The organism is Kitasatospora nipponensis (assembly GCF_039528135.1).
GTDB classification, from domain to species: domain Bacteria; phylum Actinomycetota; class Actinomycetes; order Streptomycetales; family Streptomycetaceae; genus Kitasatospora; species Kitasatospora nipponensis.
Map to the genome: position 1 here is coordinate 1 of NZ_BAAALF010000077.1, position 13,689 is coordinate 13,689.

A 13,689-nucleotide genomic window follows, 5' to 3' on the forward strand; every position below is an offset into this window, starting at 1 on the left:
TTCGGCCCTCCGTTCGCGATCGCCCGTTGGGCGATCGGCGGACCCGCTCCGCGTGTCCGTGACCTGACCTTCGGTCAGGTCGGCCCGGCTTCGCTCGGGCCTGGGGCCGCTCCGCTTCGCTCCGGCGGCCCCGACCGGCTGATGCCGGATCACATCGCTAAACTGGGAAATTGGCTGATCTCGCTACAGGCTGACTGGGAGTGGGGCTGCTCAAGGGGGGCGTGTGCGGGTCGGCTTCACTCCTCCCAGATTGATCTAGACCGTGAATGCTGGCACGGTGCGATCGGACGGATCGGCAGGTTGCGGGGTGACGATTCCTCGGCACTGTATCAATTGCAGTGCGTCAGAGAATCCTGCCGGATCAGAGGTGCGGGTCCGGCCTTTCCGAAGGTTTACCGAACTCCGAAAAGGCTGCCTGATTTCCTCCATAATTCTATCGTTCGGCCTCGCGGCATGTGCGTCATTCCGGTTTACCGGCTGCCGTGGGGCATGTTTCAGAATTCTCCTGCCGGGGATTCCTGCCGTTCCTCCTGTGTGGCGGGGTGCGGGCGGCGGCGAGGCACTGGGGGTGACGGCGGCCAAGCCGTCGGACGGTGGGTACTTTCTGGATACCTGGCGAGGCGTCAGGTATCGGCTCTACCCTCAGTGGCAGCAGGTGCGGCAGGCGGTCGAGTCCTGCGGCACCCCGCGGGACGGGGGAGCGGTTCATGTCGGGTGCGGTATTTCAGTTTCCCGAGCTGCGGTCGCACGATCCGGGCAGCCTCGGGGGCTTCCGCCTGGCGGCGCGGCTGGGCGAGGGTGGCATGGGGCAGGTGTTCCTCGCTTTCTCCCCTGGCGGGCAGCCGGCGGCTGTGAAGGTGATCCGTGAGGAGTTCGCCAGGGACGTGGAGTTCGGGCAGCGGTTCGCGCGCGAGGTGGCCGCTGCGCAGAAGGTGCGCGGCGCGCACCTCGCCCCGCTGCTGGACGCCGATCCCCGGGCCGGGCGGCCGTGGCTGGCCACGATGTACGTGGCCGGGCCGTCCCTGCGGGAGCTGGTGGCCGGGCAGGGCCCGCTGCCGGCCGGTCAGGTGATGCTGCTGGCCTGGGGCATCGCCCACGCCCTGGCCGACATCCACGCTGCGGGGGTAGTGCACCGGGACCTCAAGCCCGGGAACATCATCCTGGACGAGACCGGCCCGAAGGTCATCGACTTCGGCATCGTCAAGTCCCTTGCGCAGTCGGTGACCTACACCAGCAGCTCAACCCGGATCGGCACCCCGTTGTACATGTCGCCTGAGCAGGCCGCAGGCCGTGCCGTGGGCGCTGCGTGTGATGTCTTCGCCCTCGGCTCGACCCTGTACTTCCTCGCCACCGGCCGTGAGGCGTTCGCCGCGGAGAACGAGTGGGCCGTCGCTCACCGCGTGGTCGCCGACGAACCGGACGTCTCCGCCATCGCCCCGCCGCTGCGCCAGCTGATCACCGTCTGCCTGCGCAAGGACCCCGCCCAGCGCCCGACGCCGACGGGGGTGCGGGAATCGTGCGAGGCGGAGCTGGGGAACGCGCTCGGTCCGGGAGCCTGGATGGGGATCGCCGGCGCCCGTGAGGCCATCCGCCAGCGGACTAGCGCCTTGCACACTCTCACCGCACCCGGGATCCCCGCCCCCACGCCCGAAGGCGGCGTCGCGCTCGCCCCCGACAGCCGCGGGCCGGGCCGCGGAAATCGGGGCACTCCCGCCATCCCCGCCCCGGACCTGCCCGCCGAGAGTGCCGGCAATCTAGCAGCCAAGGCCGCCTTCGTGCCGCGCCCGGCGAAGGCAGGGCCCGCCCACGCCCACGCGCCGGGCGGTGAACCTGTCGCCATCACCAGCGATAGGGCGACAACGGTCCTGCACCGGGCCCATGAGGTCGCCTCGATCCCAGGCGCGTTGGTCGGCCTGGCCGGCGCAGGCATCAGTGCGCTACTCAAGCAGCAGGTACTCACTTTCCTGGCGGTCAACCCGAAGACTTCCTGGCCGGTCTACCTGTTCTCCGCATACCTCGCCGTCGGCGCTGTTTCCTACGCCCTTGTCTGGCTGATCGTGGTGTCCCAGGCACGGTCCGCCCAGTTGGACAGCCTGACCGTCAGCCCAGACGGGATGACCACGACTCATGCCAAACACACGTCGCACGTCCACAAGTGGAACGACCTGGCGGGCGTATGGCTCAGTAGCACCAACGGCGAGGTGGTGGTAACCGTCACCACCCGCGGGCATCCCGCCTTCGACGCGCTCGGCAACATCGTCGTGTTCCGCGGTGTCGGCATCACGGCCGCCGACACCGCACGACTGACGACCGCACTGCACAAGTACGCCGGCAACCTGTACCAGGGCCCGGTCCACCTGCGGGCTTAGCCGCGGTGGTGCCTTGCTGACACCCGCGGTGGTGTCTACGGGCAACCAGCGCGGGCGCGCATCGTCATACCAGCCAGGATACCCAGGGGTATACCACCTGGGATACCGGCAGGGTCAGCCCGGCCGCGATCGGAGGTGCAACGCGCAGGGCGCGCGGGCCCCCGATGCCCCCTGAAGATGCATCGTCGCAGTTCAGAGGTGCAACGCGCGACTTGTGTTGCACCTCGCGTTGCACCGCGTTGCAGTGCCGGCGCCGCTTGGCCGGGACGTCGGTCAGCGTTCCAGGAAACGCTTGTACGCCTCCTGGCGCAGCCACTGGTCGCCTTCGTCGCGGGCCGCCAGCGTGGCGCGGCGGCGGGCGTGCCCGGCCTGCTCGCGGATGCTCCGAGCCTCGGTGTCGATCTGGTTCTGGGCGCAGAAGTCCTGCCAGACCAGGCCGATGACGGCGGTGCGCAGCTTGGGGCCGGCGGGCCAGCGGGTGCCATGGAAGTGGCGGCGCAGGGTGCGGGGTCTGACGCCCAGGCGGTGGGCGAGGGGTGTTCACGAGTGGGGCTGAGCTGGCCTACCGTGGGTATGCCGAAGATCGCTTCCCGCAGGCGCTGTGATCGTTTCCCGAAATCGCCCCGGCCTTCCGTCGGTTTGGTCGGTTACGACCGGCCCGTGGCCAGCCTGCGCTCCTCGGACCAGTGCCGGCCGTAGGCGACCACGGTGACGATCGAGGCGATGGTCCCGGACTCTGTCCGTCCGAGCCATACGACGGTTTCCCCTTCAGAGGGGAATGTCATGAGGTCTGCTGCGAGGGCTTCGTCGCTCGTCCGCTCGAAGGACTCGTCGCACAGGCTCTCGGTCGCCAGGGGCTGCTCGTCTCCGCTCTGGAGTCCCTTCCAGAACTGGCGGAAGGGGGCAGCCAGTTCCTGCCAGGCGGACGCGTCGGCGAAGCAGGCCGAGTTCGCCTCGGAGTTGAAGCCGATCCGGTCGCCGGAGCTGAGCGCGGCGATGTCGTCGTCCACGCCGAGGGCCATCTCCCAGACGGCTACGGGATCGTCGACGATCCGCAGGCGGACAGCGCCGACCTCCCGTCCATCGAAGTACTCGCCCATGAACTCATACGGGCTCTCGGTCCACGCCGCCTCGACCTGGTAGCTCCCGGGCGGGACCCGCTCCAGCAGTTCCCGGCCGACCGGTGTCCGCAACTGCAAGTCACCCTCGTCCGGCCATGGCGAATCGACGATCACACGGCCGCTGGGGATGCGGAGCATGGTCACCTCCGCCACCTCGACAACATGGACGGCGATCGTCGGATCATCAAGACGCGTCCCGAGCCGCGCTCCTGGGGTGAAGGCCGTGCCGAGAAGCCAGCTCTCCTCGGGGCCGGCCGCCAGCCGGACATCTGGTGTGTAGCCCATGCGCCGACGATATGCGGCTGTACCGTCACCAGGCACCCCAGTTGCTTCGCGCTTGGGTCTTGGACAGGGGGTCGTGGCATGGGCCAGGTTCTGCTTTGACACTCTGATCGCATGGACGACTTCGCTGGTACTCAGGCACCGATCCGCCGTCTGACGGATCCCGCAGGGGCGATCGCAGCGCTGGAGCTCGCTGTACCAGGGATGGCCTCGCTCCGGCGACCGACCCCGGCAGCCATCGACTGGGCTGTCTTGGAAGCTGATCTGGGTGTCGCACTGCCGGCCGACTACAAGCTCCTCTGCGAGCTCTACCCGCCCTTCATCATCGGCGGGTTCCTGAGCGTCGGAACCCCAGAGCCCGGTGGGGAGGCCGGCTGGGTGGAAGCGACACGAGAAGAGCTGGAGACCATCGCGGAGTGGTGCGAGCTGGCTAAGCTCGCTGTTCAGCTTCATCCGTTCCCGGCCCCAGGCGGCCTGCTTCCCTGGGCGGTGTCGCCCCAAGGGGACTTCTTCCTGTGGAGCACCCATCCGACAGACCCGCAGGAGTGGACGGTCACCGTCGCGTCGCGAAGCTCCGCCTGGTGGCACTACACCGGCGGCGTGGTCCAATTCGTGGCCGAATACGCCGCAGGCGTACTTGAGCCCTGGGCGTTGCCCCAGGTACGGCCCGAAGCGGAGGCTTGGTGAGACTCCAGCAACCACACAGTTGTGCAGGGACCGTCGTGCACAGGTCGGATGGGAACGGCGCCACGTCGGCCGCCCGGACACTCCCAGGCGGCTGACCGAGCGCGCGGGCTACATCTGGCGGGCCTGTCCAATGCGTAGAGGGCGTGGGTGAGGTCGGTCCAGGTGCCGTGGCCGTAGCGCCACCAGGTGTCGGGGCCGAGGAAGCCGTGCTCCAGGAGGCGGTCGGTGGTGGTGGCCAGGACGGGGATCTTGCCGGTGAAGGTCTGGTACTCGACGCCTTCCTCTTCGTGGTGGCGGCCTTCCCAGTGGTGGCGGGTGGCGGTGCCGAAGGCGTCGAGGCGGGCGTAGAGCCCGTTCTCGGTGAAGCGGGGCCGGCCGCCCTTGAGGCCGCGGTCGAAGACGAACAGCACGGGCGGGCGCGGCGTGTGGCTGTGGTGGTAGCCGTAGCCGGCGGTGGTGAGGGAGCCGTAGAGGGTCTCGAACTCCGGGCGTTCGTGGTGGCCTTCCTTGACCAGCTTGCTGTACCAGCGGTGGTAGTTGTCGAGTTTGGCGGCGACCTTGTTGATGTCGGTCATGGTGCCGCGGTCGACTTCGAGGAAGAGCACGGGCAGGCCGCGCTCCGGCAGGCGGAGGACGGCGTCGGGGATGACGGCGTGCTTGCCGGTGATGGTGTGGGCGACTTCGGTGGCCCAGGCGTCCAGGCCGCCGGCCAGCGGGCCTTCGGGCAGGGTGCGGCGGGGTGGGGCTTGGCGGTCGTTGGTGCGCGGTGGTGCGCCGTGGGTGGTGGTGCCGGTGACGGCGTTGATGATGAACTCGTTGACGAGCATGGCGTGGGGTGCGCCGCTCTGGCCGGCTCCGCGGGCGTGGCCGCCCATCTGCCGGTCGTCGCCCAGGGCCTCGGCGGCGGCGAGTAGCCCGGCCGGGGTGAGGCCGAAGATCTTCTCACCGGGGCCGGCGCTCCTGCCGCCGAGGGCGGAGCGGGTGGCGGGCTGCGGCCTGTCGCCGAGCTTGCCGGCGGCGGTGATGGTGCTGGTGCGGCCACGCTCCTCGACCAGCTTGTGCTTGATCAGGTCACGGACGGCTTCGAGCACGTGCTCGGTGCGGTGCAGGGTGCGGTACTCGTCGGAGGCGATCAGGGCGTGCAACTGCTTGTAGGTGACGACCTTGAGCACGCCCAGCACCGCAAGGACGTCGGCGCGCAGGGAGGCGGTCGAGCCGTTCGGGTTGCGAGCAGAACGGCGGAAGTGCACCCGGGCGGGCGGGGCCGCCGGCTGTTCGCCGTCGCGCTGCTGCTCGTCCCGGCCGTCGCCGTGGTCGTGGTTCATGCCATGCCCCCGCTGGTGGTTCGTGGTGCTGATCTTCTCTGCTCTACCGCACACCACCGACACCGCCGGCCGCCGCCGCGCCGCCCGCCCCCGCCGCGCGCCGACCAACGGGAGGCGCCCGGCCGCCCGGCCGGGAGGGAGGGCCACAGCGGCCCGGGAGCGCACGCCAGGGCCCGCGGCCCCGGAGCGAACCCGAGACCGCGCCGCCCCACCGCCACCACCCCACCAACCCAAACAGACAGGCAAAGACAGGGGAGGGAGAGGGTTGTCGGCATTTTCGGGTGGCCCGAATGTTGGGGCTGACCTGGGCGAATGTCGAATCCCTGGCGGGAGGTTCTCCCCGGGGCATCACCCGGGGACGGCCCCGGGGAGACACCCGGGGCCCTCCGGCGGCCCGTTTCGCCTCGCCTGGGCCCGTACGCGCGCCGTGACGGCGTCTCAGGCACTGCACGGAACAGTACCCGCCGCGGGCCCGCCGAACGCGGCCGCCGGCGGATCCGGCCGGCGGGGCTCAGGACCGCAGGGTGCCGAGCGTGGAGAGGGTCGGCTCGGGTACCGGGCGCAGCCGAGCGGGGGAGACCGGCGGTGCTGCCGGCGGGGTGCGAGTAGGGGCAAGGTACTGCGGGATGACGGCAGCCAGGCCAGCGGCGGCCTCCAGGAGGAGCGGGTCCTCGCCGGGGCGCTCCAGCAGGGCCTAGGCGAGGCGGAGCGCGGCCTCCAGGACGGCGGCCGGCGCCTTCACCAAGCGCAGCGCAGCGATGGCGTCGATGGCCTGCTCGGCCGGCCGCTGGGCGGGTTGCGGGGCGTTGGGGCGGCCGGGTAGATCCGGGACGGCGGCCGGGCCCGCCCAGGGCGGCTGCTGGCGGCTCTGGGGGTGCTGGGGGTGCTGAGGGCCGAGGGCGCGGCCGGCGCCGGGGCCGAGGGCGCGTCGGGCGGACGACGGGTTGCTCACGGAGCGTTCAACGAGTCCGCCCTGGGCCGGTGGCGGCCTGGACGGTGCGGCCGGCACCGCCGGACGCACCACAAGCCGACAGCCCCCGGCAGGGTGAGAGCCCCCGGCTGTCCGGACCGTCACCCAAACCGCACCCACCACACCAACCAGCAACAGGGCAAGGGACAGACAGAAGGGGGTTGTCTGATTTTCCGGCGCTCCGAAAACCGGCTCTGACCTGCGAGAACGAGCGGATCGAGCGGGGAGTGAGGGGGTACCTACGGTGGTACCTGCGCGAGCACCTGCGGTGGCGCCCTCGGTGGTGTCTGCGGTGGTACCTACGTGGAGCCCAACGCGGCTGGCCAGCCGGCCGTCGGCCGACCCCCCAGGCCGCGGACGGCTCCGCCGGACGCGTAAAGACCAACGGCCCGCCGCAGGCGCGAACCCCGAACCGACCACACCCACCAGGACCAAGGAGAAGGGGTTGTCGGTATTTCCGGCCAGCCCAACATGGTCGCTGACCTGTGGCGATGCCGGTTCGGGGCGAATCGTCAGGTGCCCACAAGACGCCCGGAAAGGCGCTCCACAAGGTGCCCGGGAAGGTGTCCGACAAGACGCCTCACGAGATGCAGCCCCGTCAGCCGAGCACCGGCGCGACGTCGGCGTCGGCGTCGATCAGCCCCTGCTCCAGGGCGCGGCGCACGAGCAGGGCGGCGTGGTCGGCGGTGCCGCAGAACAGCGGGCGCTCGGGGCCGTCGAGGTCTTCGAGGAAGCCGCCATCGACGAGCGGGGCCCAGTCGTCGGTGTCGCCCAGGCCGTGCTCGACCCAGCCGAGCGCGCGGCCGTGCAGGCGGACCTCGACCACGCTTGGGTACCGGCTCCAGCCGGCCAGGTCCCAGCCCGGTCCGAGCAGCACCGCGGCGTCGTAGACCAGGTCGTGCTCGCCCAGGCCGCGCAGGGCGGGGTGGGGCGGAGGGTGCAGGAGCTGGTCGCCGTCGTAGGGCCAGAACGGGGCGGCCGGCCGCTCGGCCTGCCTGGTGGTTTCGCCCTGCGGGGCGGATCCCGGCCGGGGCCGGCCAGGGCCAGGCGGGCCGGTTTCGCCTCGCGGGGCGGATTCGGCCGGCTCTTCGTCGTCGAAGTCGTCGATGCCGGGGACGGGGGCCATCGGGTCGAAGATGGGGATCGTCGCCAAGTCGACGCGCTCCAGCGCCCGCCGGTGCAGGCGCTCGTGTCTGGTCAGGTCGGGCCAGCGGGCCTTGTCCCGCAGATCCCGGGCGTGGGAGTAGATCCGGTACTTGTATCCGGGCAGCAGGTGGGCCAGCTCGTCGAACGCCGCGGCCGGGTCACCGGTCTGCGTCTGCTCCAGGAAGAGCACGAGGCGGCGGCGCAGCGCGTCGGCCAGGCCGAGCAGGTAGCGGCCGTCGTCGCCGAAGTGCTCCTCGTCGGACTGGGTTGGGTCGGGTGCGGCTGCCGGGTCCGGCTCGACGGCGGCGGCTGCGGCTTCGCGGGCTGCGGTCTTGGCGCGGTCCATCTTGCTGCGGCACGAGCGCGAGCAGTAGAGGCGCGGCCGGGTGGGCGAGGGGGGCACCGGTGTGCCGCAGTCGGGGCGGGCGCAGATCCGGGCGCCGGCCGTGCCGTCGGCCGGCGGGGTTGGTGTGCTGACCGTCGGGGCGCTGTCCATCCCGGGATCGTAGCCACCGGGGCCGACGGCGGCCCGGGTTTCGCCCCGCGAGGCGGAACTCGGGTGGTCAGCGGTAGGTGCGGCGGCCCGGCTGGCGGCAACCGCGTCGTCCATCATCGCCGCGAGCACCGGCAGCTCGCGGTCGTAGGAGTTGGGCACCGTCCCCGGCATCGAGACGGTCAGCGCGAGCACCGCGGCCAGCGCGACCCGCTCCCCGGCCTCCAGCTGCGGCACGCTCTCCAGCGCCATGGCGCCGGTCAGCACCGAGGCGTCCAGCGCGTACCGCAGCTCAGGGTTCAGCTCGCCCTCGCCGTCGGGCAGGATCTCGTGCGCGGTGGTCTGCTCGATCGCCGCGGCGGCGTTCTCCAGGGGCTGGCCGTGCTGCTCGACCTGACGGCCGGTCAGCTTGCGGGTTCTCTGGGGCTGAAGTGTGGCGTGGGCGCGAGGGTGAGTCATTCGCGCAGCTCAGCGTCGGCGTGAGCGACGTTACCGTGTGCAACAGATGTGGTGGTATGCCCCGTTGGAGTGATCCCCGTTTCGGTGCTGCTCGACGATCTCACTACCTCATTGGGAGGGATGGGGTGGCGGGAACGCGGGATTTGATCACGGCGGGCAGTTGGAAGGCTACGCTCCGGTACGGTCCTGTCGGCTCGAGTTGTGTTTCGCGGCGGTTGGCGGGCCCGTTCTGTTCTGTCGTGGTCTGGATGGAGTGTTTCGATGGCGAACATTGATGTACCGGGCGTCTTCATCGAGGAGGACTCCTCGTTGAGCATGTCGGTGTCGTCCGGGGCGACGGCCGTGCCGGTGTTCATCGCCGACTTCGGTGCGGTCTTCGAGGGTGTGGTGCGGGTCAACAACTGGCTCGACCTGTCCCAGGCCGCTGGCGAGGCCACGGCCTCGGGAGCCTGGAGCGTCGTGCTGCGCGCGTACTTCGAGAACGGGGGCGGCTACTGCTACCTGGCCAACACCGCCGGCCGGACCCTGCAGGAGGCGCTCACCTCGATCGAGGCGTTCAGCGACGTGACGATCCTGGTGCCGCTGGGTCTGTGGGGCCAAGGCGCGGACGCGGCCGGCGAGACGGCCCGGGCCGTGAGCGCGTATGCGGCCTCCCACCTGGCGATGGCCGTTCTGCACGCCGACCGCGACCATGACGCCGCGCAGGCTCGCGACGCGGCGGTGGCGTTCAAGCTGGACGCCGAGCAGAGCGGGCATGCGGCCCTGTACCACCCGTGGCTGATCCCGTCCGGGGATGGCGCCCAGGCCGTGCCGCCGGTCGGCGCGGTCACCGGGCTGTGGTGCTCGGTGGATCGCGAGCGCGGTGTGTGGAAGGCCCCGGCGAACGTGTCGGTGAAGGGAGGTGCTCGCCCGGCCCTGGCGGTGACCGACACGGAGCAGGGCGACGCCCTGCTGGTGGATTTCCTGCGCGAGTTCAGGGGCCAGGGGACGGTGGTCTGGGGTGCCCGCACCCTCAACGAGACCGATGTCGAGTGGCGCTACATCCCGGTTCGGCGCCTGGCCGACACGGTTCAGCGTGACCTGCAGAGGGCCCTTGCCTCGCTGGTGTTCGAGCCGAACAGTCAATCAACATGGGAGAGGCTGAGGGCTGCGGCGGACACCTACCTGCACAACATCTGGCGGCAGGGCGGGCTGCAGGGCCAAACCCCGCAGGAGGCGTACTTCGTGCAGGTCGGCAAGGGCGTCACGATGACCGAAGCGGACGTCAAGGCCGGCAAGGTCGTGCTGAAGGTCGGTCTCGCTGCGGTCCGGCCAGCCGAGTTCATCATCCTGACCCTGAGCGGGACGGCTGGCCAGGCCTGACTCCCTGGAGTCCGAGGGGCCGGCGGCGCTGCGAGGCCTCGTGTTCGCGGCGCCGCCGGCCCTCGTCGCCCGGCTGCGCGTTTCACGATCTGGGTCAAGTCCCGCGGAACGCGAGCCTGCGCAGCGCCAGGCGGTGAAGTGCAATGCCCGTCGCAGTGCTCTGACCTGCGGTGGAAAAGGTTGGCGGGGAGAAACTCACCGGCCTTGCGGGGCGGATCTCACCGGGTGCGGGGCGGATCTCACCGGTCTGCGCAGCAAACTCACCAGCCTCGCCCACAGACTGCGCAGCCGTGCGCAGCCGGCTGCCACGTCGTTGCGCAGGGTGCGGCGTACGGTGTGCGCCGCACCGCCGGACCGGCCCGGTGACCTGCGGCGGAAAGGTTGGCGGGTCGAAACTCACCGGCCTTGCGGGTGCGGTGCGCGGCCGCGGGCCGGGCACGATAAAGACAGGCACGGGCGAGGGGATGGCGATGCGCAGCGGGGACGTCGTGATCGGCGAGACCTACATCGCGAGCATCCCCCAGCGCCTCCCGCACCAGCCGCGCCGCCCGGTGATAGGGATCTTTGAATTTTCGACGAGCGTCATCAGAGGACGGTCGTCCTCGTTCGGGGAGCCGGGCGCACGTCCACATAATTCTTCGGGTCTGGTCTTCTGAATTCGATGGGCGCGTTGAAGGTGGAAGTCCCGACTTCCCTATTCTGGGCGGTCGGGACTTCCTTTTTGTGACTGAGCGGTTCACTTGGCGAGTTGAGCGTTGATCGGGCGCATTGTCGTCGACGGACTCGACCAGGCCGGCGGCCTCGCCTGCGACGACGACGCCCTTCCTCCACCGGAGTACCGAAAACGCCGGGAGGCGCGCCTACCGCCAGGCAGTGGTGGTGGCGATGATGGCCTGGGCCAAGGCCACGGGTTGATGGCGAGCAATGAGGTGCCCGGCGCCTTGGATGGGCCGGACCGTGGTGTGAGGAGCCAGGCGCAGCAACTGGTCGATGTCATCGTCGGTGAGCGACGAGCCGTTGTCGCCGTGGACGAGCAGGACGGGCAGGTCGAGTTCCGCGGTGACCTGCCGTAGCAGTGGAACCTGCGCGAGGATGTCCTCGACGAGCTCGGTGTGGGCGCCGGACAGGCTGACAGAGGCGAGGAAGCGGCGGACCCTGGAGGGTTCGAGGCAGGGTACGACGTCGACCAGCACCAGCCCTGCCACCTTGGCTCGCACTGCCGGATCCGTGAGGGCGGCGATGGCGGCGAGCCCACCGAGTGAGGCACCGACGAGCACGCTTGCCGGTGGCTCGGCGTGCACCATCGCGGTGATGTCGTCCGCGCACGCGGACAGTGTCCGAGCAGTGCCCTCGCTGTCGCCGTGGCCTCGCTGGTCGAAGGCCACGCACCGGTACCCGGCATCGACGAGGACCTCGCTGACCGGCCCCCACACCTGACGGCGTTCGCCACCGGCGTGAAGGAGCAGGAAGGTCGCTCCGGCGCCGACCTCTTCCCCATGCAGGATCACATCGGGGCGAGTGATCCACCGTTCGCGTGGGGCGGTAGGGCCGATCATGAAACTGACACCTTCCCTCCTCGTGCCGCACGTGTCCTTGGCCGGACCGCCAGGGCCTGCCAGTGCCCCAGCTGAACGCGACACTTCACGCTGCTCGCGGGGCACGTTGGGAACGGTACCGCGACCTGTGCAGGTGTTGAACCCAAGGCGACACGAGCACGCGCTCACCGGGTGCGGCGGCCGGTGTCGGCAGCCTCAGCCGGGTGCCGACCCGGCTGTCCCGTCCAGTCTGAGTTGGCAGTTCGTGGGGGCTCTGACCTGTGGGGCTGCCAGGTGGTTTGGGAATGGCGTCGGACGCTGTTCTCAAACGAGTTGGCTTTCGTGGAATGGAGCTCGCGCGATGGGCGGCGTCCAGCTGCCCGCGCCGGATGCCCGTTCGATCACGTGTCAGCGAGGGCAGGCAGAATGCGTCCATGATTGACGACTACCGGCCCGGTGATGTGCTGAGTCTGGAATGCCCGTTCACCGAGACCACGGTCACCGAGGTCTCCCGCTACGTCTCCGTACGGTGGCCGTGGCTGGAGGTGGACCCGCAGGCCAAGCACATCAGGTGGAACGGCCAGCGGGCGCTCCCAACGCCTGAGGCCCACGAGTGGGAGATCTTCCGAACGGAACCGGCGGAGACCGTACTGAAGCCGGGTGACACATGCCTGGTAGGCATCCCCACGACTGTGGTGCACGTCCTGGCGGTCTATCACTTCGATCCGCCTCAGGTCACCGGCATGCTGCCGCGGCCCGCGTCCTACCTCGATCTCCTACGGCAGGGTGACACCTATGACCCCGAGCTTGAGGACCAGGCCTACGCACTCGATCCGGCCGGCGGCGAACCGATCCGCATCGAACTGCTCTTCCGCCCGTACGCATTCCTCGAACCAGGCGATGAGGTCGCCGATCGGAGTGGGCGCGTCTGGCGGTTCGATGCGGCCTGGGACTGGTACCCCTTTGACGGTGGGCAGCCCGGCGCCCCGGCCTGGCCACTGGCTCTGCTCTCACGCAATGGTGAGCCAACGCCAGAGGAAGCCGCGGCAGTCGCCCGCGCGACGGCGGTCGGCAGCCACGCGGAGGAACTGGATCGGTGGACTGGGCTTACCCTGGCGCAACCAGCCGCCCATCAGCAGTGACCTCGCCGGGATCGACAAGATCAGATGGCAGGAGTACCGCCAGCGACCGTGGGGCGCGAAACGGTGAGAATCCGACAACACGGATGAGACCGAGTGAGAATCCGCCAGCTTCAGCGCGACAGGACACCGGCACATCGCATCTTGTCGACGCCGCAAGCTCAACTCGCCACCTCAACCGCTCATCCGCCAAGTGAAGTGCTCAGTCACGATTTTCTGGCGACACGGGGCCGCCGAGTGGGGTCAGAGCTCGATGTCGAGCCATCCGATGTCGTTGAGCTCGGTGGTGAGGCCGCCGGCGCGGCGGCCGTTGTCCTTGAAGTAGTGCTCTTGGAGGGCCTGGGCGAGCAGCTCTTCCTGCTGGGCCTGGCTGGCTCCGGCGTCAATCAGCTCGTAGAGGCGCCGGGCCACCTCGCCGGGCATCTTCTGGGTGATCAGGCGGTCGCGGGGGTCGTCGGTGGAGCCGGCCGCCGAGCTGAAGCCGAACTTGGCCTGCATGTGGAGCATGAAGCCCCTCTGCTCGGCCTGGCGGCGGACCCGGTTCCTCACCCGGGGCTGCCACTTGGAGCGGACCTGCTTCTCGATCGTCTTCGCGGCGGCGGGCTTCGGGGTGCCCTGGCCCTTGAGCCAGCGTTGCACAGTGCGCTGGCTGACGCCGAGTTCCTGGGCGAGCTGCTTGGTGGAGCCCTTGGCGCCCTTGAGCAGGAAGCGCATCCGGGCGGTGGTGGACTGCGGGATGGGCTTGGTGCGCTCGGCGCGCTCCAGGCCCTCGTCGATCTCCCCCACGGGGCATCTCCTTCC

Annotated in this window: 10 protein-coding genes; 4 read left to right on the forward strand and 6 right to left on the reverse strand. The window is 70.1% G+C overall.

Annotated features, from left to right (window positions below; genetic code table 11):
* Window positions 1–707 precede the first annotated feature (707 nt).
* Window positions 708–2,369, forward strand: a complete 1,662-nt coding sequence (locus tag ABD323_RS21210) for a serine/threonine protein kinase (RefSeq protein WP_344443394.1) — start codon at window positions 708–710, stop codon at window positions 2,367–2,369.
* A 647-nt stretch (window positions 2,370–3,016) separates the two neighbouring features.
* Here the strand turns inward: ABD323_RS21210 and ABD323_RS21215 are convergent.
* Window positions 3,017–3,775: a DUF4241 domain-containing protein gene (locus tag ABD323_RS21215; RefSeq protein ID WP_344443396.1), complete on the reverse strand. Its 759-nt coding sequence runs from the start codon at window positions 3,773–3,775 to the stop codon at window positions 3,017–3,019.
* A gap of 111 nt (window positions 3,776–3,886) precedes the next feature.
* On the opposite strand from ABD323_RS21215, the gene ABD323_RS21220 reads away from it, so the two are divergent.
* Window positions 3,887–4,459, forward strand: coding sequence for an SMI1/KNR4 family protein (locus tag ABD323_RS21220; protein WP_344443397.1), 573 nt, complete (start codon window positions 3,887–3,889; stop codon window positions 4,457–4,459).
* Here the strand turns inward: ABD323_RS21220 and ABD323_RS21225 are convergent.
* The 3 genes from ABD323_RS21225 to ABD323_RS21235 all read right to left on the reverse strand — a co-directional run bounded on the left by ABD323_RS21225 (window position 4,360) and on the right by ABD323_RS21235 (window position 8,852).
* Complete coding sequence (locus ABD323_RS21225; RefSeq protein ID WP_344443398.1) at window positions 4,360–5,784, reverse strand: replication-relaxation family protein; 1,425 nt, start codon at window positions 5,782–5,784, stop codon at window positions 4,360–4,362. The genes ABD323_RS21220 and ABD323_RS21225 overlap by 100 nt on opposite strands.
* A 694-nt stretch (window positions 5,785–6,478) precedes the next feature.
* Entirely contained in the window at window positions 6,479–6,736 is a 258-nt protein-coding gene (locus ABD323_RS21230) for a hypothetical protein (RefSeq protein WP_344443399.1), read from the reverse strand.
* Between the two features lie 616 nt (window positions 6,737–7,352).
* Window positions 7,353–8,852 carry a hypothetical protein gene (locus ABD323_RS21235; protein ID WP_344443400.1) on the reverse strand — a complete coding sequence of 500 codons (1,500 nt, stop codon included), beginning with the start codon at window positions 8,850–8,852 and terminating at the stop codon, window positions 7,353–7,355.
* A 201-nt stretch (window positions 8,853–9,053) separates the two neighbouring features.
* On the opposite strand from ABD323_RS21235, the gene ABD323_RS21240 reads away from it, so the two are divergent.
* Window positions 9,054–10,214, forward strand: coding sequence for a phage tail sheath family protein (locus ABD323_RS21240; RefSeq protein ID WP_344443401.1), 1,161 nt, complete (start codon window positions 9,054–9,056; stop codon window positions 10,212–10,214).
* 860 nt (window positions 10,215–11,074) lie between these two features.
* Here ABD323_RS21240 and ABD323_RS21245 read toward each other — a convergent pair.
* Window positions 11,075–11,770: an alpha/beta fold hydrolase gene (locus ABD323_RS21245; RefSeq protein WP_344443402.1), complete on the reverse strand. Its 696-nt coding sequence runs from the start codon at window positions 11,768–11,770 to the stop codon at window positions 11,075–11,077.
* Window positions 11,771–12,183: 413 nt separating this feature from the next.
* Between ABD323_RS21245 and ABD323_RS21250 the strand changes: the two genes are divergently transcribed.
* On the forward strand, window positions 12,184–12,891 hold the full coding sequence (locus ABD323_RS21250; RefSeq protein ID WP_344443404.1) for a hypothetical protein: 708 nt from the start codon (window positions 12,184–12,186) through the stop codon (window positions 12,889–12,891).
* 240 nt (window positions 12,892–13,131) lie between these two features.
* Here the strand turns inward: ABD323_RS21250 and tpg are convergent, their stop codons facing one another.
* Window positions 13,132–13,674: a telomere-protecting terminal protein Tpg gene (tpg, locus tag ABD323_RS21255; protein WP_344443405.1), complete on the reverse strand. Its 543-nt coding sequence runs from the start codon at window positions 13,672–13,674 to the stop codon at window positions 13,132–13,134.
* Between the last annotated feature and the right edge of the window lie 15 nt (window positions 13,675–13,689).